Source organism: Ruegeria sp. CG3 (assembly GCF_056537205.1).
Genome location: NZ_JBQFRC010000003.1, coordinates 52,217 through 69,399, shown reverse-complemented (window position 1 = coordinate 69,399; position 17,183 = coordinate 52,217). Strand labels below are relative to the sequence as shown.

At 60.8% G+C, this 17,183-nt stretch carries 19 protein-coding genes; 10 read left to right on the top strand and 9 right to left on the bottom strand.

Translation table 11 applies throughout. The features are described 5' to 3' along the window. Window positions 1-59: 59 nt before the first annotated feature. The 3 genes from ACR0NB_RS13625 to ACR0NB_RS13615 all read left to right on the top strand — a co-directional run bounded on the left by ACR0NB_RS13625 (window position 60) and on the right by ACR0NB_RS13615 (window position 3,770). Complete coding sequence (locus tag ACR0NB_RS13625) at window positions 60-1,718, top strand: NAD+ synthase (RefSeq protein WP_480775960.1); 1,659 nt, start codon at window positions 60-62, stop codon at window positions 1,716-1,718. Between the two features lie 300 nt (window positions 1,719-2,018). Then, window positions 2,019-2,294 carry a hypothetical protein gene (locus ACR0NB_RS13620; protein ID WP_170343276.1) on the top strand — a complete coding sequence of 92 codons (276 nt, stop codon included), beginning with the start codon at window positions 2,019-2,021 and terminating at the stop codon, window positions 2,292-2,294. Window positions 2,295-2,438: 144 nt separating this feature from the next. Continuing rightward, a complete protein-coding gene (locus ACR0NB_RS13615) occupies window positions 2,439-3,770 on the top strand; it encodes an NAD(P)/FAD-dependent oxidoreductase (RefSeq protein WP_480775959.1) in 1,332 nt (443 codons plus the stop codon). Here ACR0NB_RS13615 and ACR0NB_RS13610 read toward each other — a convergent pair whose 3' ends face one another. Continuing rightward, on the bottom strand, window positions 3,771-4,703 hold the full coding sequence (locus tag ACR0NB_RS13610; protein ID WP_093963417.1) for an MBL fold metallo-hydrolase: 933 nt from the start codon (window positions 4,701-4,703) through the stop codon (window positions 3,771-3,773). A gap of 115 nt (window positions 4,704-4,818) precedes the next feature. On the opposite strand from ACR0NB_RS13610, the gene ACR0NB_RS13605 reads away from it, so the two are divergent. Next, entirely contained in the window at window positions 4,819-5,253 is a 435-nt protein-coding gene (locus tag ACR0NB_RS13605; protein ID WP_480775958.1) for a DUF1801 domain-containing protein, read from the top strand. 74 nt (window positions 5,254-5,327) lie between these two features. After that, on the top strand, window positions 5,328-6,653 hold the full coding sequence (gene gltX, locus ACR0NB_RS13600; RefSeq protein WP_480775957.1) for a glutamate--tRNA ligase: 1,326 nt from the start codon (window positions 5,328-5,330) through the stop codon (window positions 6,651-6,653). A 71-nt stretch (window positions 6,654-6,724) separates the two neighbouring features. Here the strand turns inward: gltX and ACR0NB_RS13595 are convergent, their stop codons facing one another. Continuing rightward, on the bottom strand, window positions 6,725-7,294 hold the full coding sequence (locus ACR0NB_RS13595; RefSeq protein ID WP_480775956.1) for a gamma-glutamylcyclotransferase family protein: 570 nt from the start codon (window positions 7,292-7,294) through the stop codon (window positions 6,725-6,727). 97 nt (window positions 7,295-7,391) lie between these two features. Here ACR0NB_RS13595 and ACR0NB_RS13590 point away from each other — a divergent pair, with 97 nt between their 5' ends. Then, window positions 7,392-7,838 carry an RrF2 family transcriptional regulator gene (locus tag ACR0NB_RS13590; RefSeq protein WP_480775955.1) on the top strand — a complete coding sequence of 149 codons (447 nt, stop codon included), beginning with the start codon at window positions 7,392-7,394 and terminating at the stop codon, window positions 7,836-7,838. 2 nt (window positions 7,839-7,840) lie between these two features. Here ACR0NB_RS13590 and ACR0NB_RS13585 read toward each other — a convergent pair whose 3' ends face one another. Continuing rightward, the gene (locus ACR0NB_RS13585; RefSeq protein ID WP_480775954.1) at window positions 7,841-10,366 is read right to left on the bottom strand and encodes an ABC transporter permease; all 2,526 of its coding nucleotides are present in this window, start codon (window positions 10,364-10,366) and stop codon (window positions 7,841-7,843) included. Continuing rightward, entirely contained in the window at window positions 10,363-11,058 is a 696-nt protein-coding gene (locus ACR0NB_RS13580) for an ABC transporter ATP-binding protein (protein WP_170360235.1), read from the bottom strand. Before ACR0NB_RS13580 ends, ACR0NB_RS13585 begins: the two co-directional genes overlap by 4 nt. A 49-nt stretch (window positions 11,059-11,107) precedes the next feature. Between ACR0NB_RS13580 and ACR0NB_RS13575 the strand changes: the two genes are divergently transcribed. Both ACR0NB_RS13575 and ACR0NB_RS13570 read left to right on the top strand, forming a co-directional pair. Continuing rightward, window positions 11,108-11,749, top strand: coding sequence for an arylesterase (locus tag ACR0NB_RS13575; RefSeq protein WP_254437125.1), 642 nt, complete (start codon window positions 11,108-11,110; stop codon window positions 11,747-11,749). Between the two features lie 3 nt (window positions 11,750-11,752). Continuing rightward, window positions 11,753-12,367 (top strand): SOS response-associated peptidase, encoded by a 615-nt coding sequence (locus ACR0NB_RS13570; protein ID WP_170448395.1) that lies wholly within the window; start codon window positions 11,753-11,755, stop codon window positions 12,365-12,367. 8 nt (window positions 12,368-12,375) lie between these two features. Here ACR0NB_RS13570 and ACR0NB_RS13565 read toward each other — a convergent pair whose 3' ends face one another. From ACR0NB_RS13565 to ettA, 5 genes are all read right to left on the bottom strand, one after another. Then, window positions 12,376-12,936 carry a L,D-transpeptidase gene (locus ACR0NB_RS13565; RefSeq protein WP_480775953.1) on the bottom strand — a complete coding sequence of 187 codons (561 nt, stop codon included), beginning with the start codon at window positions 12,934-12,936 and terminating at the stop codon, window positions 12,376-12,378. Next, on the bottom strand, window positions 12,912-13,103 hold the full coding sequence (locus ACR0NB_RS13560) for a hypothetical protein (protein WP_480775952.1): 192 nt from the start codon (window positions 13,101-13,103) through the stop codon (window positions 12,912-12,914). The genes ACR0NB_RS13565 and ACR0NB_RS13560 overlap by 25 nt, the downstream gene beginning before the upstream one ends. A gap of 22 nt (window positions 13,104-13,125) precedes the next feature. Beyond that, window positions 13,126-13,332, bottom strand: coding sequence for a cold-shock protein (locus ACR0NB_RS13555; RefSeq protein WP_170360243.1), 207 nt, complete (start codon window positions 13,330-13,332; stop codon window positions 13,126-13,128). Window positions 13,333-13,684: 352 nt separating this feature from the next. Then, entirely contained in the window at window positions 13,685-14,119 is a 435-nt protein-coding gene (locus ACR0NB_RS13550; RefSeq protein ID WP_480775951.1) for a hypothetical protein, read from the bottom strand. A gap of 84 nt (window positions 14,120-14,203) precedes the next feature. Then, a complete protein-coding gene (gene ettA, locus ACR0NB_RS13545) occupies window positions 14,204-15,871 on the bottom strand; it encodes an energy-dependent translational throttle protein EttA (protein ID WP_170391952.1) in 1,668 nt (555 codons plus the stop codon). 136 nt (window positions 15,872-16,007) lie between these two features. On the opposite strand from ettA, the gene ACR0NB_RS13540 reads away from it, so the two are divergent. After that, window positions 16,008-16,478: an MOSC domain-containing protein gene (locus ACR0NB_RS13540; RefSeq protein ID WP_480775950.1), complete on the top strand. Its 471-nt coding sequence runs from the start codon at window positions 16,008-16,010 to the stop codon at window positions 16,476-16,478. 32 nt (window positions 16,479-16,510) lie between these two features. Next, a complete protein-coding gene (locus ACR0NB_RS13535; RefSeq protein WP_480776161.1) occupies window positions 16,511-17,113 on the top strand; it encodes a nicotinate-nucleotide adenylyltransferase in 603 nt (200 codons plus the stop codon). The last annotated feature ends 70 nt before the right edge of the window (window positions 17,114-17,183 follow it).

Sequence of the window (17,183 nt, the reverse complement as noted above, 5' to 3'; positions counted from 1 at the left end):
TTCACTTGCGGCCTGATCTGTTAAATGCCTTTTCAGGTGACGAGGGCAAGAGGGCAAAGATGGCCGACCATTTCCGCATCACGCTGGCGCAGCTGAACCCGACGGTGGGCGACATTGCAGGCAACGCCGCAAAAGCCCGTTCCGCATGGGAGCAGGGCCGCGCTGCGGGGGCCGATCTGGTGGCTCTGCCAGAGATGTTCGTCACCGGTTACAACACTCAGGACCTGGTTCTGAAGCCGTCGTTTCACATGGCTGCCATGGCGGCTGTGCAGCAGTTGGCGGAATCCTGCGCGGATGGACCGGCGATGGCCATTGGTGGGCCTTGGGTCGAAGGTGGCAATCACTACAACGCCTATCTGATCCTCAGCCGGGGGCGGATCGTCAGCAAGGTGTTGAAACACCATTTGCCCAACGAAACTGTGTTCGACGAGGTTCGGTTGTTCGACGCCGGGCCGTTGGGTGGCCCCTATGCGGTGGGCAACACACGCATCGGCAGTCCGATCTGCGAGGATGGTTGGCACGAGGATGTTGCCGAGACGTTGCAGGAGACGGGCGCCGAGTTTCTTCTGATCCCCAACGGATCACCCTATTTCCGCGACAAGCACGATGTGCGCCTGAACCAGATGGTGGCCCGTGTGGTCGAAACCGGGCTACCGGTGATCTACCTCAACATGGTGGGCGGGCAGGATGATCAGGTTTTCGATGGCGGGACATTTGGCCTGAATCCCGGCGGCGAACTGGCCTTTCGAATGCCAGTCTTCGACGAGGCGGTGATGCAGATCGATCTGCGGCGCGGTGATGAAGGATGGGCCATCGTCCCCGCCGAAATCGCCGAGCAGCCTGACGCGTGGGAGCAGGACTATCGCGCCATGGTGCAAGCGTTGCGCGACTATATGGGTAAGACCGGGTTTTCCAAAGCACTGCTGGGACTGTCCGGAGGGGTCGATTCCGCGCTTGTTGCGGCCATCGCGGTTGACGCTCTTGGGGCCGACAATGTGCGTTGCGTGATGCTGCCGTCGGAATACACCAGCGCCGAGTCGCTGGAGGATGCCGAAGCCGTCGCCAAGGCGCTGGGTGTGCGATACGACTATGTTCCGATCAGCCAGTCCCGCGCCGCCGTCACCGAGACCCTGGCGCCGCTGTTTGATGGTCTTCAGGCCGACATTACCGAGGAGAACATCCAGTCCCGTCTGCGCGGTCTGCTGTTGATGGCGATGTCCAACAAGTTTGGCGAGATGCTGCTGACCACCGGCAACAAATCCGAAGTGGCGGTCGGGTATGCCACGATCTATGGCGACATGAATGGCGGCTACAACCCGATCAAGGATCTGTACAAGACCCGGGTGTTCGAAACCTGCCGCTGGCGCAATGCCAATCACCGCGACTGGATGAAAGGACCGGCCGGCGAGGTCATTCGCCCCTCGGTCATCGACAAACCACCCAGTGCCGAGCTGCGCGAGGATCAGAAGGACAGCGACAGCCTTCCCGATTACCCGGTCCTGGACGGCATTCTCGACATCTTGGTTGATCAGGATGGCTCGATCGCGGATTGTGTTGCAGCCGGGTACGACGAGGCTGATGCCCGCCGGGTCGAGCACCTGATCTATATCAGCGAATACAAACGCTTTCAGTCCGCGCCGGGCACGCGCCTGACACCTCGGGCCTTCTGGTTGGACCGGCGCTATCCGATCGTGAATCGTTGGCGCGATCCGAGCTGACGGAAACTGCGGCTGAGCGCCCCGTGCCCGGGTCCGGGTGTTTGTTTACAAATGGGCGGCAATGAGGGGGGTCTCATGCTAACTGTTCTGCAGGTGGGGCGGAATTGCTGACAGCGCTTGGCCGCATCCTTGTTTTTTGGACATTTTTTTGCCATAGTTTAGGACCGATCTTGCCACATATTTTGAAAGATCGGCGCGCGGGGGCCGGGCATTGATTTGTCGGCCGAACCGCAGTTGAAGACCAAGTTTTCTGGTGACGCATCCGTGGTGGGGTGCCGGTTATAAGGTTTAGGTGGTCCGATGGTTGATGGATATGACAAACCGCTGCATGCGCCGTTGAGGTACAAGACAATGGAGACGCCGGCGCGCGAATTGGATGAGGCGCGTCTGGAAGCGGCAATCGCCGGTGTGTTGGCCGAGGCTGACGCAGAGAGCGAGGAGCCGTCCGAGGAGTTCTCAGCCAAACACCCGGAATTGCCCGAGCTTCAACCCGAAGAGACCGAGACAGAGACCCAAAACTCGGGTGTCGCTGCTTTGTTGCGTCAGAAATGGGCCGAGTTCTCGGGTGCGGCCTGAACCGCGTGCCGGTCTAGTTCCATTGTGGCGTTTGCATCGACGCCACACAGCCGAACAAAGTGATGCTTTTTCCGTTATTCAGGATTGCCGGATGACGTTTGCCAAGGCTCGATGAAGCTCGTGTCTGACTAACAAGATCCGTTGATGCCCGGCCCCAAGCCCAACCCTGTTGAATCCGATCTTTGCCTGCCCAAATCCGTTGACGTCGTGATCGTCGGCGGAGGGATTATCGGTGTCTCAACTGCGCTGGAACTGGCGGAACATGGCAATTCCGTCCTCTTGTGTGAAAAGGGCCAGATCGGCGCTGAACAGAGTTCCAGGAACTGGGGCTGGGTTCGCCTGGGGCTGCGCGACCCGCGCGAAATACCGTTGATGACCGAGTCGCTCAGGATCTGGCAATCGCTTGATGAGCGGATCGGGTGCAAAACCGGCTATGTGCAATCCGGCATTCTGTTCGGTGCGCGGACCGACCGGTCCGCAGCTGAAATGGAACGCTGGTTGCGAAACCTCGAAGGCTACCAGACCGGAGCGCGCATGGTTTCCGGATCCGAGTTGGAACAGCACATGCCTGGCCTCAAGACCAAGCTGAAGGCCGCGCTTTTCATGCCTCAGGACGGACGGGCCGAGCCGCAATGGGTTGCTCCGGCGTTGGCCGAGGCGGCGCGTGAGCAAGGCGCGGTCATCATGACGAATTGCGCGGTACGCTGCCTCGACCTGCAAGCTGGTCGTGTTGCCGGGGTTTACACGGAACGGGGGCGGGTCGCTTGCGATCAAGTGGTTCTGGCCGGGGGGACTTGGTCTCGGTTGTTTGCCGGTAACGAAGGAATTGCCCTGCCACAGCTGAAGGTGCTGAACACGGTTCTGCGGACCTCGCCTGTGGAACCGGGTCCGGAAACAGCTCTGTGGTCGGATGATTTTGCCATTCGCAAACGCGCCGACGGCGGGTACACGATCGCCTCGGGCCATGAAAACACGGTGGATATCGTTCCTGACAGTTTTCGGTTGGCCGCGAAATTCCTTCCGGCATTCGCACAGGAATGGAAATCGCTCAGATTCCGCCTGTCGCACCGCTGGACCATTGAGGCGCGTCAGCGCCGGTCATGGGCGTCCACCGACGTAACCCCGTTCGAACTCTGTCGGATACTGGACCCCGAGCCGTCGCAGAAGGCGCTCCGCAAGTCATGGGCCAAGGCCCGTCAGGCGCTTCCGGCACTGGTTGGTGCCGAAATCGTGCAGAGCTGGGCCGGGATGATCGATGTGACCCCGGATGCAATCCCGGTCATCTCGAACGTGCAGGAGATCCCGGGACTGGTGATCGCAACCGGATTTTCGGGACATGGATTTGGCATAGGTCCCGGTGCTGGCCGCCTGGTTGCCGATCTGTTGACGAACACTTCGCCTTGTGTGGACACGGCCGCCTTTCGACTGTCGCGGTTTTCGGACGGTACGAAAGTACGGCCGGACCCGGGGTATTGATCAGCCCATCATCTGATAGCTGACAGGTACAAAGCGGAAGCCTTCGCCGCGCGGCTCGACATAGCCGGCGGCCGGGAAAGGCATGTGGTACCCGATCATCGGGACCTTGTCCGCAGCCAGCATACCCAACACGTTCCGACGGGATGCGGTAGCCGCTGCTTTGTCCATGTCAAACCGGACTTCCCATTCCGGATGCGCGAAGGACCAGACATAGTGATTGGCAAGATCGGCGGTCAGGATCAGCCGCTGACCGTTGCTTTCGAGATGATAGACCATGTGTCCGGGTGTATGCCCGAAGGCCGCCATGGCGGTAACGCCGGATGCGACCTCGCCTCCGTCTTCGATGAACGACATCTTTTCAGCCATCGGGGTGACCTTGGCTGCCACAAGATCGCCGACGCGGTTGCCGGCCTCCTGTGCTGACCAGAAATCATACTCGGCCGCGGCGGTCACATAGCGTGCGTTCGGAAAGGTCGCGGCATCGTTGGTCGTCATGCCGCCAATGTGGTCGGGGTGCATGTGGGTCAGGACGACGACGTTGATCGCCTCAGGGCCAACGCCCGCATCGGCCAGAGCCTTCTGGATACCGCCTTGGCCCAATCCCGTGTCAAACAGGATCAGTTCGGATCCGGTATTGACGAGCGTTGGCGTGAAGAAGAACTGGGCAATGTCGGGCGAGATGAAATTGTCGGCCGATACCTTGGCAAACTCCTCGTCTGACGCGCCACCGCCGAAAATCTCTTGGGCGCCGTCTCGCGGCAAGCTGCCATCCAGCAGGGTTGTGACCGTGAAATCGCCCAGTTGAAAGCTGCGGGCGACGGTCGAGTTGGCCTTGGTTTCGGCCCCGGCAGCCAGTGACTGTGTCGCGATAGATGCAAAAGGTAGCGCAGCGGCCGTGCCCAAAGCGGCCCGGCGGGTCAGTTTCATGGTCATTTCAAAGTCTCCCTGTCAGATTACGTGCATCGAATTAGAACGCTTTCGGATAATTGCCACTTTCCACTCTACCATATGGGCTGCGCGCTGGCCGATCGCATGTTAAATCTTGTTCATGTCCCGCTCAGGAAACAAAACCGTTCCGACCGATCAAAGCGTCCAGGAGTTTTTGGCGGCGATCCTGCCGGCCGCGCGCGCTGCGGATGCGCAGAGGCTGAACACCCTGTTTGAAACCGTCACCGGGTTTCGGCCAGTCATGTGGGGGCCATCCATCGTTGGATACGGGCGATATGACTACCGCTACAAGTCCGGGCGGGAAGGCACGTTTCTTGCCACCGGGTTTTCCCCACGCAAGGCCGAGTTTTCGATCTATATCATGCCGGGCTACTCCGACTTCGACAGTATTCTGGCGCGGCTGGGCAAGCACAAGACCGGCAAGTCATGTCTGTACGTGAACAAGCTGTCGGACATTGACGAGGACGTGTTGGCCGAATTGATCCGCGCAGGGTTGGATGACCTGTCATCACGTTGGCCCATCAAGTCCGAGTAAACGGCAAGCATTCGCACCGCCTTCTGGACAAAAACGCGCTCATGTGACATGAGCCGCGCCAACAGGAGACATCCATGACAACCACCCGTTTCGCCCCTTCGCCCACCGGTTATATTCATGTGGGCAACCTGCGCACCGCGCTGATGAACTATCTGATCGCCCGCAAGGCCGGCGGCACGTTCATCCTGCGTATCGACGACACCGACCCCGAGCGGTCTAAGGAAGAATATGTTGATGCGATCAAGCAGGATCTCGAGTGGCTGGGTCTGCACTGGGATCGGGTCGAGCGGCAGTCGGACCGGCTGGACCGCTATGCGGAAGCCGCCGACAAGCTGCGCGAGATCGGCCGGTTCTACGAAGCCTTTGAGACCCCGACCGAGCTGGACCTCAAGCGCAAGAAGCAGCTGAACATGGGAAAGCCGCCGGTTTATGACCGCGCTGCCCTGAACCTGTCGGATGCCGAGAAAGAGGCGCTGCGGGCCGAGCGCGGCAACGGTGTGTGGCGGTTCAAGCTGGACCATGAGCGCATCGAGTGGACGGACGGCATTTTGGGCGACGTGTCGATCGACGCGGCCTCGGTATCGGATCCGGTGCTGATCCGCGGCGACGGGCAGGTGCTGTATACGCTGGCCTCGGTCGTGGACGACACCGAGATGGGCGTGACCGACGTGGTGCGCGGCGCCGACCACGTGACCAACACAGCGACCCAGATCCAGATCATCACGGCGCTGGGCGGAACCGTCCCGCGTTTTGCCCATCACTCGTTGCTGACCGGCCCGCAGGGTGAGGCGCTGTCCAAGCGTCTTGGCACGCTGGCGCTGCGCGATCTGCGCGAGCAGGGCGTGCAGCCGATGGCGCTGTTGAGCCTGATGGCGCGGTCGGGCTCGTCCGACCCGGTGGAACTGCGCAGCGACATGGCCGAGTTGATCGAAGGTTTCGACGTGACCCGGTTCGGGTCGGCGCCGACCAAGTTCGACGTGCAGGACCTGTTTCCGCTGACGGCCCGATATCTGCAGACGCTGCCGCTCGAGAAGGTTTCCGACGCGGTGGCCGCGGCCGGTGTACCCGATGAACTGGCCGAGCCGTTCTGGATGATGGCGCGCGAGAACATCACCACGCTGAACGACCTGAAGGGCTGGTGGGAACTGTGCCGCGATGGCGCCGAGCCGCTGATCGACGACGAAGACCGCGAATTCGTCGCGCAGGCGATGGAACTGCTGCCCGAGGGGCCGTTTGACGGCGAGACCTGGGGCAAGTGGACGGCGGTCGTGAAAGAGGCGACCGGCCGCAAGGGCAAGGGCCTGTTCATGCCGTTGCGCAAGGCGCTGACCGGGATGGAGCGTGGCCCCGAGATGGCGACCTTTCTGCCGTTGCTGCAGGTCATGCGGGCGCGAAAATAAGACACCGCGGGGCGGTGTCGCCTTCAAACTGAACAAGAACCAGAGGCGGGTGCTGCAGGCGCCCGCCATTTTCACGCGGTCTGAACGATCCGGGCCGAGACCCGGGACAAGTGCTCATCGACCAAGGCTGTTTCGTCGAGGTGAAGCTGTTGGTGGCGCGGATAACGCGGCGCGTTCCGGTCATTCAGGATCGGCGCGTCCCACCCGTCGGTCGTGGCGAAGAAACGCTCGACACCCGGCAAGCCGAATGCGCGCAAATACCCCTGTACCACAACGTCCACATAGCTGAGCAAAACCGGGTGGCTGTGCGTCGGGTCCTTGCGGTGCTGTTCCGGAACCGCATAGACCGCAATCTCGACCTCTGTCTTCAGAGGATGAGTTATGGCGTGGGTGGCGGGGATCCGATCATAGGCCCACTCCCGTTCATCCAGTGCCGCCCAGTCGTTTTTGGGGACATGTGCGATCATGCCGTCGATCTCGCAGTCGGGATCCGGCACCGCGGTCAAGAAGGCGACCGGGCGCAGATCGGTATGCCGCCACGCCCGGCGCCAGCCCTTGAGTCGCGCCGGTCGCGGGTCGGGAAAGTCATGCGTGGCAAGGTTTACGAGGCTGCCATAGCCAAAGAAATAGGGCTCTGCCATGTCGCGTGCTGTCCTTTTTGACGATTGATGTATGTCAAACCGTTTTTTTGCGGCCTGTGCAATAAGGCTGCATCTTGAAATTCGGGGGGAGGATCTGATGCGGATCACCAAACGAACAAATATCGCCGTGCGGCTGTTGATGTATTGCGCTGCACATCCGGACCGGCTCGTTACGAAATCCGAGATTGCGAATGTCTGCAACATTTCGGAAAACCACCTGGCGCAAGTCATCAACCAGCTGGGTCAGCTGGGGTATCTGAGCACGCAGCGCGGTCGCAACGGCGGCATGACTCTGGGTCGGCCGGCGGACCAGATCCGGATCGGATCCGTCTTTCGCCATGTCGAGGGCAGTTTGCCGATCGCCGAGTGTTTTGCGGATGCTGACAACACCTGTCCGTTGACCGATGCCTGCCGCCTGCGTCTGGCGCTGCAGGACGCGGCCGAGGTCTTCTTTGCGTCGCTGGATGAAATATCGCTGGATGCTTTGGTATGCGACAACGATCCGCTGCTGAAAATTCTGCAACCCGTTACCTGCGCGCGTTGAATTCAATCGCTGGCCCGCAGGACGCGGGCCGGGCTGACGGATAGGGGGCGGAGGGCGAAGAACAGCCCCGCCAGCAGCGTGACGGCGAGCCCGGCAGCGACGATACCCAATGCCGAAGGCCATATCACCGCAAAGCTGGTATCGAAAATGAATGTCGCCACAGCCCAGCCGCCAAGGATGCCGGCCAGCAGCGCCACGCAGCCCGCAGCCGCACCCAGAAGCGCCGAGCGCAAGCCAAAACTGAGAAGTATCCGTCGGCGATCTGCGCCGATCGTCTTGAGGATTGCGGCCTCGTAGCGACGTGCGGGCTCTCCTGCGGCTGCAGCGCCGATCAGGACCAGAAAACCGGTCAGCAAAGAGACACCGGCGCCGTAGGAGGTGGCCGAAGCCAAACCGGCAAGCAGGCCCGAGACACGGTCGATCGCGTCCCGAACCCGGATCGCGGTGATGTTGGGGAACTGGGTCGCAAGGTCTTGAAGGATGGCTGCCTCGGCCTCTTCCTCGGCGTAAACAGTTGCAATGAAACTATGAGGGGCGCCGGCCAGTGCGGATGGATTCATCGACATAATGAATCCCATGCCCGCGTTCGAGAAATCCACCTCGCGCAGCGATGTTATGGTCGCGGTGATATCACGCCCGAGAATATTCACCGTCAGTTCGTCACCAAGCTTGAGACCCATTTCCTCGGCCTCTTCCGCGGCGAAGCTGATCTGAGGCGGGCCTGAATAGTCCTCTGGCCACCATTCCCCGGCGGTGATGCGGGCGTTTTGTGGCGCATTGTCCGAATAGGTCACGCCGCGATCGCCCTCCAGAACCCAATGATCGCCCGCAACCTGATGTGCGGGCTGGCCGTTGATCTGCGAGATGATTCCGCGCAGCATTGGTGCGCTTTCTACACGTGTGACACCGGGGTCGTTTTCAAGCCGGCTGCTGAAGCCGGGCATCTGGTCTTTTTGAATGTCCACGAAAAAGTACGACGGCGCCACGTCCGGCAGGTTCCCGGATATCGCATTGCGCAGAGTGCCGTCGATCTGTCCGACCGCAGCCAGAACCGACAGGCCCAATCCCAGAGACAGGACCACCGATGCGGCACCTTCACGGGGGTTGGAAATTGCGGCAAGTGCCCAACGCAACGCCGGGCGGCCACGGGCGCGTGTGGCGGCCCTTTTTGCCACATAGCGGATGCCTTGGGCCGACAGCGCCAACAGCACCAATGCGCCGACAAATCCACCTCCGGTCCAGAGAGTCAGCCAGGGGGATCCGCTGAACCAAGCGGCGGTGGCGATCAGTGTCGCCAGGGCAAGGCCCGTCGCCAACAGGTAAGCGGCGCGGGGCAACCTGCGGGCACTGCTCAGCTCATCGCGGAACAGGGTCGCTGCCCGGACGTCCTCCGCCCGGGCAAGGGGCCACAGGGTGAAAAGCAAGGCGGTCAGCAGGCCATACAATGCCGCCTCGAACAGCGGTTGCGGATAGACAGAGAAAACGGCCGGTACGGGAAGCCGGCTTTCAATCAGGGGTGCCAGGAGAATCGGCGCCAGCCCGCCAAGGGCTACACCAGCGGCGATCCCGACAACCGAAAGAACGCCGATCTGGATCAGATAGGTCTGAAAGATCGTGGCGCGGTCTGCGCCCAGGGTGCGCAGTGTGGCGATGGTTTCGGTCTTTCGGGCGAGATAGGCGCGTACGGCCGCGGACACGCCGATGCCGCCCACAGCCAGACCCGAGAGACCCACCAGCACCAGGAACGCGCCGAGGCGCGAGACGAATTCGGCAATTCCGGGTGCGCCGTTGCGCGCATCGGTCCAGCGCAGTCCTGAGCCTTGCAGAACGCTCTCGGCCTGTTGCGAGAGTTCTGCGAGGTCGGCCTCGACCGGCAGGTCCATACGGTATTTGGTTGAAAATAGCGTGCCGGGCTGCAATAGGCCCGAGTTTTTCAGATCGGTTGTGCGAACCAATGTGCGCGGGCCCAAGGTGAACCCATCTCCGGCCGCGTCGGGTTCGGATATCAGGGCGGCGGACAGCACAAAGTCCTGCGTGCCCAGTGCAAGACTGTCGCCGATGTCCAGCCCCAGACGCTCGATCAGAACCGGGTCCATCACTGCCCCGGGAAGAGTGGCATTTCCGTCCAACGCCTCGGACAGCGAGATTTCGGGGTCCAGTTGGACGGTGCCGATCAGAGGATAGGCGTCATCGATGGCCTTGACCTGAGTAAGTCCGCGTTGCGGTGCGTCGCTGCGGGTCACGGCCATCGAGCGGAAATCGACGACTTCGGACACGCGATCGGCGTTCTGCTTCATCCATGCGGTTTCTGCTTCGTTTGCGAAGCGGTAGGTCAGCTCGATCTGGGCATCGCCGCCCAGCAAGGCTGCGCCCTCTTGCGCAAGGCCGGTCATGATTGCTTGCCGCACCGATCCAACCGCAGCAATGGCGGCAACCCCCAGGGTCAGACAGGCCAGAAAAACCCGAAAGCCGCGTAAGCCGCCCCTGAGTTCACGTCGGGCCAGGCGCGTCGCCAGGCGCAAGCTCATTCCGCTGCCTCTTGGCTGGCCTCTTCGGTGATGCGGCCGTCGCGCAATCGGACGACCCGGTCGCATCTGCGGGCCAGCGAGTGGCTGTGTGTGACCAGAACCAGCGTTGCCCCGTGCCGGTCACGCAGGCCGAACAGCAAATCAACGATGGCCGCGCCATTCGCCTCATCCAGATTGCCGGTCGGTTCGTCCGCCAACAGGATCCGAGGCCGCGGGGCCGAAGCGCGGGCCAGCGCGACCCGCTGTTGTTCGCCGCCCGACAGTTGAGCCGGGTAGTGATCACGCCGATGCGAAAGCCCCACCGCCGCCAATTCGGCCTCGGCCCGCTCGAAGGCATCGCGGTGACCGGCCAGTTCCAGCGGGGTGGCCACGTTTTCAAGCGCCGTCATCGTTGGGATCAGATGGAAATTCTGGAAAACGACGCCCATCGCATCACGACGAAAGCGGGCAAGCGCGTCCTCACTCATCAAGGTCAGGTCCTGCCCCAGTGCGGTGATGCGACCCGCGGTCGTCTGCTCCAGCCCACCCATCAGCATCAACAGCGAGGATTTGCCCGAACCGGACGGGCCGACGAGGCCCAGCGTCTCTCCCTCTTTGACGGTCAGATTGATGTCCCGCAAGATTTCAACGGGTCCGGCATTGCCATCCAGCGACAAAGCGGCATTTTGGAGTGTCAGAACGGGTTCAGTCATAAGTCTTTCCGAAAGGGGCAGTCATTTGGGATATGGAGCGGTCAGGAATTTGCGCAAGGCTCTGGCGGCGGGGCTGTTGTCGCTCTGCGGCATTGCTGCCACAGCCGAGCCGGTGGTCCTGGCCGCTCTCGGAGACTCGCTGACTCAAGGCTACGGCCTTGTTGAGAAGGATGGGTTCGTCCCTCAACTGAACCGGTGGCTGGATGCGCAAGGCGTCGAGGTGAAGATAATCAACGCCGGTGTTTCCGGGGACACAACGGCCGGTGGTGCGGCGCGTGTGGGCTGGACCCTGACACCAGAGGTGGACGGGATGATCGTGGCGCTGGGCGGAAACGACGTTCTTCGTGGGATCGACCCGGCGGTCTCGAAGTCGAATCTGGAAAAAATTCTGACCGAGGCGCAAACGGCCAAGGTTCCGGTTCTGCTGATCGGCATGCAGGCTCCGGGCAATTATGGCGCGGACTACAAACAGGCGTTTGATGCGATGTATCCGGATTTGGCCACCCAGTTCGGCACACTTTATTCCCCCAGCTTTTTTTCCGGGTTGCAGGCGGGTGGCGACCCCGGAGCCGTGCAGACCTACATGCAACCAGACGGGATTCATCCCAATGCGCGCGGCGTTGCGCTGATCGTGGATGATCTTGGACCTGCTGTCCTTGATCTGATCGCCGCCGCAAAACAGCGGCCGTAAACCGTGCCCGGGCGGTTCTTTCTGACGCGGCCGTTTTCCCAGATTTCCGAATTCCTGGGTCGAGAAACTGCTTGGCCGGATGAACAGCCGCGCCAGAACATACAACCCGGTCAGGAAGTGATCGTTCTGACTGCTGAAGGCGTCGGGCCCATGCGGTGGGGCATGATCCCCGTAGGGCGCGTCAATGCCCGGGGGCGACCGGTCATGGAAACGATCATCAATGCGCGGTCGGAAACGGTTTTTGACAAATCTGCTTTTCTAGGTGTCGGTCGCGCGGTTGTTCCGGTTGATGGCTGGTACGAGTGGACCGGCGAAAAGCGCCGCAAAACCGCGTGGCGGATTGAATCCGCCGACGGAACCCCTTTGTTGTTTGCCGCGATTACGGACAGATGGATCGCGCCCGGTGGTCAGCATGTCGATCAGTTCGCTGCTGTGACCTGCGAGCCGAACGATGATCTGCGGCCGATCCACCACCGCATGGGTGTCCTGTTGCGGCCCGAAGACGTCCGGACCTGGCTGAACGGATCGGACAGGCAAGCGGCAAGCCTTTGTGTCCCGTGGCCAAACGGAAGACTGAAGATTGAAAAAGCCGAAGGGGTGGATTGGTCGGGGCCTTGACCGCTGCCTTAGACGACGGTGACGACCGTTCCGATCGGGACGCGGTTGTACAGGTCGATCACGTGCTTATTCAGCATTCTGATGCACCCGTTCGACACGGCTCGTCCGATGGTCTGCGGCTGGGTCGTTCCATGGATGCGGAAATACGTGTCGACGCCATTCTGAAACAGATACAGGGCACGGGCGCCCAGCGGGTTGTCTCCGCCACCGGGCTGGACATAGTCATTGTCCTTGAATTTGGCATAGGCAACGGGGTCCCGCTCGATCATCTCTTCGGTCGGGCGCCAGGTGGGCCATTCCTTTTTCACGTCGATCGTCGCAGTGCCGGTAAATTCCAGCCCGGCCTTACCGACGCCACAGCCATAACGGATGGCTTTGCGGGGCTCGGTCACGAAATACAGGTAGAACGAACGTGGCGCGACCAACAATTGCCCGGGCAAAAACTGCTTCTTGATCCGAACGATTTGCGGAGTCGGGTCGTACTCGACCGGCTTCTTCTTCGCGTGGGCCGTGCCTGGCGCGGCGCTGAGAGCAGCAGCGGAGATCAGAAAATTGCGGCGTGAGAACATGGCAATACTCGGCTAATCAACAATGAAAACAGGGTAACAGTCTGTTCAGAATAGCCGATCCGGTCAATTCCCGCGCGGGTTTCACCGGAAAGTGATGTTGTTTTCCTGCCCCACTGGGGCTGGAAAGCGCGATCAGAAACCGCGCAAAAAAAGGGGGCGACGGTCATCCGTCGCCCCCAGAGACCTGAATTAGGCCAGTTCGATGTTGTCGGCGCTTTCGCGACCGTCACGACCCGAACGCAGTTCGTAGGTGACTTTCTGGTTGTCGGCCAGGCCGGTCAGGCCCGAACGCTCGACGGACGAAATGTGCACGAACACGTCTTTGCCGCCCTCTTCGGGTGCGATGAAGCCGTAGCCTTTGGTGGTGTTGAACCATTTTACGGTGCCTGCGGGCATATCCGTATCTCCTGTTTTTAGTGCTGCCCACGGAATTGCGGCAGCCCGGCGTCGTTGTCTGGATCGATAGACTGAACGCCGAAAACGGAGACAGTAGGTCGAAGTAGAAAAACGTAAGCTCTTTGCATATGGCACTGAGAACGCCATGTGGCAAGGGCTGGTTGGGCAGAATGTGCTGCGCTTTCAGGGATCAACGGGCGTTTTGAACGTAAATCCGCCGAAGTGAATTCGAACCTGCCTCGGGCTTTTTTGTTGTCAGATTATCGCGCCCTACGCGGGCCGAACGGGCGCGAGGCCAGCAGCGGCACAACTAAGAAAGAGGATCGGTCACCTGTCTGATAGTCGACTCCATTCAATGGCATTCGGACGCCCGAAAGCCTGCATCGGCACAAGCAATCACCCAGATGCCGGGATGTCGTTTTCTAAATGTGTGCCGAGATGATGTTGAAAATCGCGAATGCAGCGACCCAAAGGAACACGGCAAAATCAAGGTCGCAAATGCCAGGAGGAGCATGCGAAAAAGGTTGCGATTTGGAGTGGTTTTGATTGCACCCGGTGCAGGTGAGTCGTGCCCCCAATCTATCTTAAAGAAATAGCTGTTAGCCCCGTAAACCGTCAGAAGCAGACGAAGACGGGTGGGCGGTGCGCCGCTTACCCTCAATAGATACTCGGTATACTCTTTCTTGAAGTTGAAGAATGGAAACACAGACGCCAAGATCAGCGAAGACACCCACGCCGAAATGCTTGCGAGCATAAAGAAACCAAGCAACAGTAGCGCTTCCGCCATACCGTTCTCCAACTGTCCATCATCCCGTTGATAGTATGGGCTGATTTCTGCCCACACTATCCATCCGGAGATGTGTCAGGAGTGTTATCGCGCAAATTTCTTGTGCTTCAGCCGCTTGGGCTCCAGCGCGTCCGGTCCCAGGCGGCGCTTCTTGTCTTCTTCGTAGTCTTCGAAGTTGCCCTCGAACCATTCGACATGCGCATCACCTTCAAAGGCCAGGATGTGCGTACAGATCCGGTCGAGGAAGAAACGGTCGTGCGAGATGACCACGGCGCAGCCTGCGAAATCGACCAGCGCGTCTTCCAACGCGCGCAGGGTTTCCACGTCTAGGTCGTTGGTCGGTTCGTCCAGCAGCAGGACGTTGCCACCCTCTTTCAGCAGGCGGGCCATGTGGACGCGGTTGCGCTCACCTCCTGACAGCAGCGAGACCTTTTTCTGCTGGTCGCCGCCCTTGAAGTTGAAGGACGAGCAATAGGCGCGGGAATTGACCTGCGCGTCACCCAGTTGGATGATTTCGGCACCGCCAGTGATCGCCTCCCACACGGTGTCGTTGTCGTTGAGGTCGTCGCGCGACTGATCGACATAGGACAGTTGTACCGTGTCGCCGTATTCGATGGTGCCGGCATCAGGCTTTTCCTGGCCGGTGAGCATTTTGAACAGGGTCGATTTACCGGCGCCGTTGGGGCCGATGACACCGACGATGCCGCCCGGCGGCAGGCTGAAGGACAGGTTCTCGATCAGTTGCTTGTCGCCCATATGCTTGGCCAGCCCGTTGACGTCGATCACCTTGCTGCCCAGGCGTGGGCCGTTGGGGATGACGATCTGGGCGCGGGTCAGCTTTTCGCGCTCGGACTGTTCCGCCAACTCGTTGTAGGCGTTGATCCGGGCCTTGGATTTGGCCTGACGGGCCTTTTGACCCTGACGCATCCATTCCAGTTCGCGTTGCAGGGTCTTCTGCTTGGATTTGTCCTCGCGGGCTTCCTGCTCAAGCCGCTTGGCTTTCTGCTCCAGCCACGAGGAATAGTTGCCCTCGTACGGGATGCCACGTCCGCGGTCCAGCTCGAGAATCCAGCCGGTGATGTCATCCAGGAAGTAGCGGTCGTGCGTGACGATCAGGATGGTGCCCTTGTAGTCGATCAGGTGCTGTTGCAGCCAGGCGATAGTCTCGGCGTCCAGGTGGTTGGTCGGTTCGTCCAAGAGCAGCATGTCGGGCGCTTCCAGCAGCAGCTTGCACAGTGCCACGCGGCGTTTCTCGCCGCCCGAGAGGTTGGCGATGTTGGCATCGTCCGGCGGGCAGCGCAGTGCCTCCATCGACACGTCGATCTGACTGTCGAGGTCCCACAGGTTTTCCGCGTCGATCGCGTCCTGCAGGGCGGTCATCTCTTCCATCAACTCGTCCGAGTAGTTCTCGGCAATCTCCATCGCGATCTCGTTGAAACGGTCGACCTTGGCCTTTTTCTCGGCCACGCCCAGCATGACGTTTTCACGGACGGTCAGGGATTCGTCCAACTGAGGTTCCTGTGGCAGATAGCCGACCTTTGCGCCCTCGGCGGCCCACGCCTCGCCGGTGAAATCGGTGTCGAGGCCGGCCATGATCTTCATCAGGGTCGACTTACCGGCGCCGTTCACGCCGACGACACCGATCTTTACGCCGGGCAGAAAGCTCAGGTGAATGTTTTCAAAGCACTTCTTGCCACCGGGATAGGTCTTCGAGACACCCTGCATGTGGTAGACATATTGATAGGCGGCCATGTCGCGTCCTCTGGGTCGGAGAATTCAGGTTGACCCGCTTGATAGCCAAGCGGGACGGGCGGGGCAAGCTGGTGCGTTGGCGAAATTCTGGCTGGCCTTATGCGCCGGCCGGACCGGACTGGGAGGGATGCTGGGAATGCCGGAACTTGCGCAATTGGTATCGGGTTGGGCCAAGGCCGGACGGATCGAATGGATCGGCGTCAGACCGGGGCGACGATTGGACATGATGGCGCTGGGTCAGGCGATGATCCGGGAAGACGGGGTTGAGGGCGATCGGAGTCGCCCGGGGAAACGTGCGGTGACCCTGATTCAGCACGAGCATCTTGCCGCGATCGGCAGCTATTTGGGACAAGGTCCAGTCACACCGGACGTGCTGCGGCGCAATCTGGTGGTTTCCCGCATCAATCTGGGCGCTCTCAAAGGGCGCGAGGTTCAGGTCGGCACCGCCATTTTGCGGATCACGGTTATCTGCGCGCCTTGCAGCAGGATGGAAGAGGCGTTGGGCAACGGGGGGTACTCCGCAGTGCGCGGGCATGGCGGCTGGTGTGCCGAAGTGGTGCGATCGGGGGCGGTCGGTTTGGGCGATGCTGTGCAACCTGTTGATTGACAAGGCCGGTGAGTTCTGGACTACAGCAGGGGATGTTGCGAAGCGCGATACCATATGCGCGGCCCGGTCAGGTCGTGGGACTGTTCGGGGGATCGTTCGATCCGCCGCATCAGGGGCATGTGCACGTTACACTGGAGGCGATGAAGGCTTTTGGTTTGGATCGGGTCTGGTGGTTGGTGTCGCCGGGGAACCCGCTGAAGTCTCGCGGCCCGGCTCCGATCGATCAGCGAGTTGAGGCCGCACGGTCCATCATGCAGCATCCCAAGGTTGAGGTGACTGACATTGAGGATCTGACCGGCACCCGCGCCACGGCTGACACACTTGCTGCACTGCGGCGGCTCTATCCGCAGGTTCGGTTCGTTTGGCTGATGGGGGCTGACAACCTGGCCCAGTTTCACAAATGGAAGGACTGGCGGTTGATCATGGACACCGTTCCTGTAGGCGTGGTGGCGCGCCCCGGAGATCGGATTTCGGCGCGCATGTCACCGGCGGCGCGTGTCTATGGCAAATACCGGATTGACGGAACGGCGCGGCATCTTTTGGGGCGGGCCGATGCGCCGGCCTGGTGTTTCGTGAACGTGCCGATGGTCGATGTCAGCTCGACTCAGATACGTTCCAAAGGCGGCTGGACCTGACAGGTGTTGCCTGAACAGCCCCGATGGGCACATAATTCAGGTGCATGGTTGTTTGCCTGTGATCTCTGGG

Excerpts from the sequence above, each read along its gene's own strand:
- ACR0NB_RS13595 (WP_480775956.1), bottom strand. The coding sequence starts at position 7,294 with ATGGCAGAGCCCTATTTCTTTGGCTATGGCAGCCTCGTAAACCTTGCC.
- ettA (WP_170391952.1), bottom strand. The coding sequence starts at position 15,871 with ATGGCCGCCTATCAATATGTCTACCACATGCAGGGTGTCTCGAAGACC.
- ACR0NB_RS13565 (WP_480775953.1), bottom strand. The coding sequence starts at position 12,936 with ATGTTCTCACGCCGCAATTTTCTGATCTCCGCTGCTGCTCTCAGCGCC.
- ACR0NB_RS13555 (WP_170360243.1), bottom strand. The coding sequence starts at position 13,332 with ATGCCCGCAGGCACCGTAAAATGGTTCAACACCACCAAAGGCTACGGC.
- ACR0NB_RS13615 (WP_480775959.1), top strand. The coding sequence starts at position 2,439 with ATGCCCGGCCCCAAGCCCAACCCTGTTGAATCCGATCTTTGCCTGCCC.
- ACR0NB_RS13605 (WP_480775958.1), top strand. The coding sequence starts at position 4,819 with ATGTCCCGCTCAGGAAACAAAACCGTTCCGACCGATCAAAGCGTCCAG.
- ACR0NB_RS13610 (WP_093963417.1), bottom strand. The coding sequence starts at position 4,703 with ATGACCATGAAACTGACCCGCCGGGCCGCTTTGGGCACGGCCGCTGCG.
- ACR0NB_RS13620 (WP_170343276.1), top strand. The coding sequence starts at position 2,019 with ATGGTTGATGGATATGACAAACCGCTGCATGCGCCGTTGAGGTACAAG.
- ACR0NB_RS13540 (WP_480775950.1), top strand. The coding sequence starts at position 16,008 with ATGCCGGAACTTGCGCAATTGGTATCGGGTTGGGCCAAGGCCGGACGG.
- ACR0NB_RS13625 (WP_480775960.1), top strand. The coding sequence starts at position 60 with ATGGCCGACCATTTCCGCATCACGCTGGCGCAGCTGAACCCGACGGTG.
- ACR0NB_RS13585 (WP_480775954.1), bottom strand. The coding sequence starts at position 10,366 with ATGAGCTTGCGCCTGGCGACGCGCCTGGCCCGACGTGAACTCAGGGGC.
- ACR0NB_RS13560 (WP_480775952.1), bottom strand. The coding sequence starts at position 13,103 with ATGACCGTCGCCCCCTTTTTTTGCGCGGTTTCTGATCGCGCTTTCCAG.
- ACR0NB_RS13535 (WP_480776161.1), top strand. The coding sequence starts at position 16,511 with ATGTTGCGAAGCGCGATACCATATGCGCGGCCCGGTCAGGTCGTGGGA.
- ACR0NB_RS13590 (WP_480775955.1), top strand. The coding sequence starts at position 7,392 with ATGCGGATCACCAAACGAACAAATATCGCCGTGCGGCTGTTGATGTAT.
- ACR0NB_RS13580 (WP_170360235.1), bottom strand. The coding sequence starts at position 11,058 with ATGACTGAACCCGTTCTGACACTCCAAAATGCCGCTTTGTCGCTGGAT.
- gltX (WP_480775957.1), top strand. The coding sequence starts at position 5,328 with ATGACAACCACCCGTTTCGCCCCTTCGCCCACCGGTTATATTCATGTG.
- ACR0NB_RS13550 (WP_480775951.1), bottom strand. The coding sequence starts at position 14,119 with ATGGCGGAAGCGCTACTGTTGCTTGGTTTCTTTATGCTCGCAAGCATT.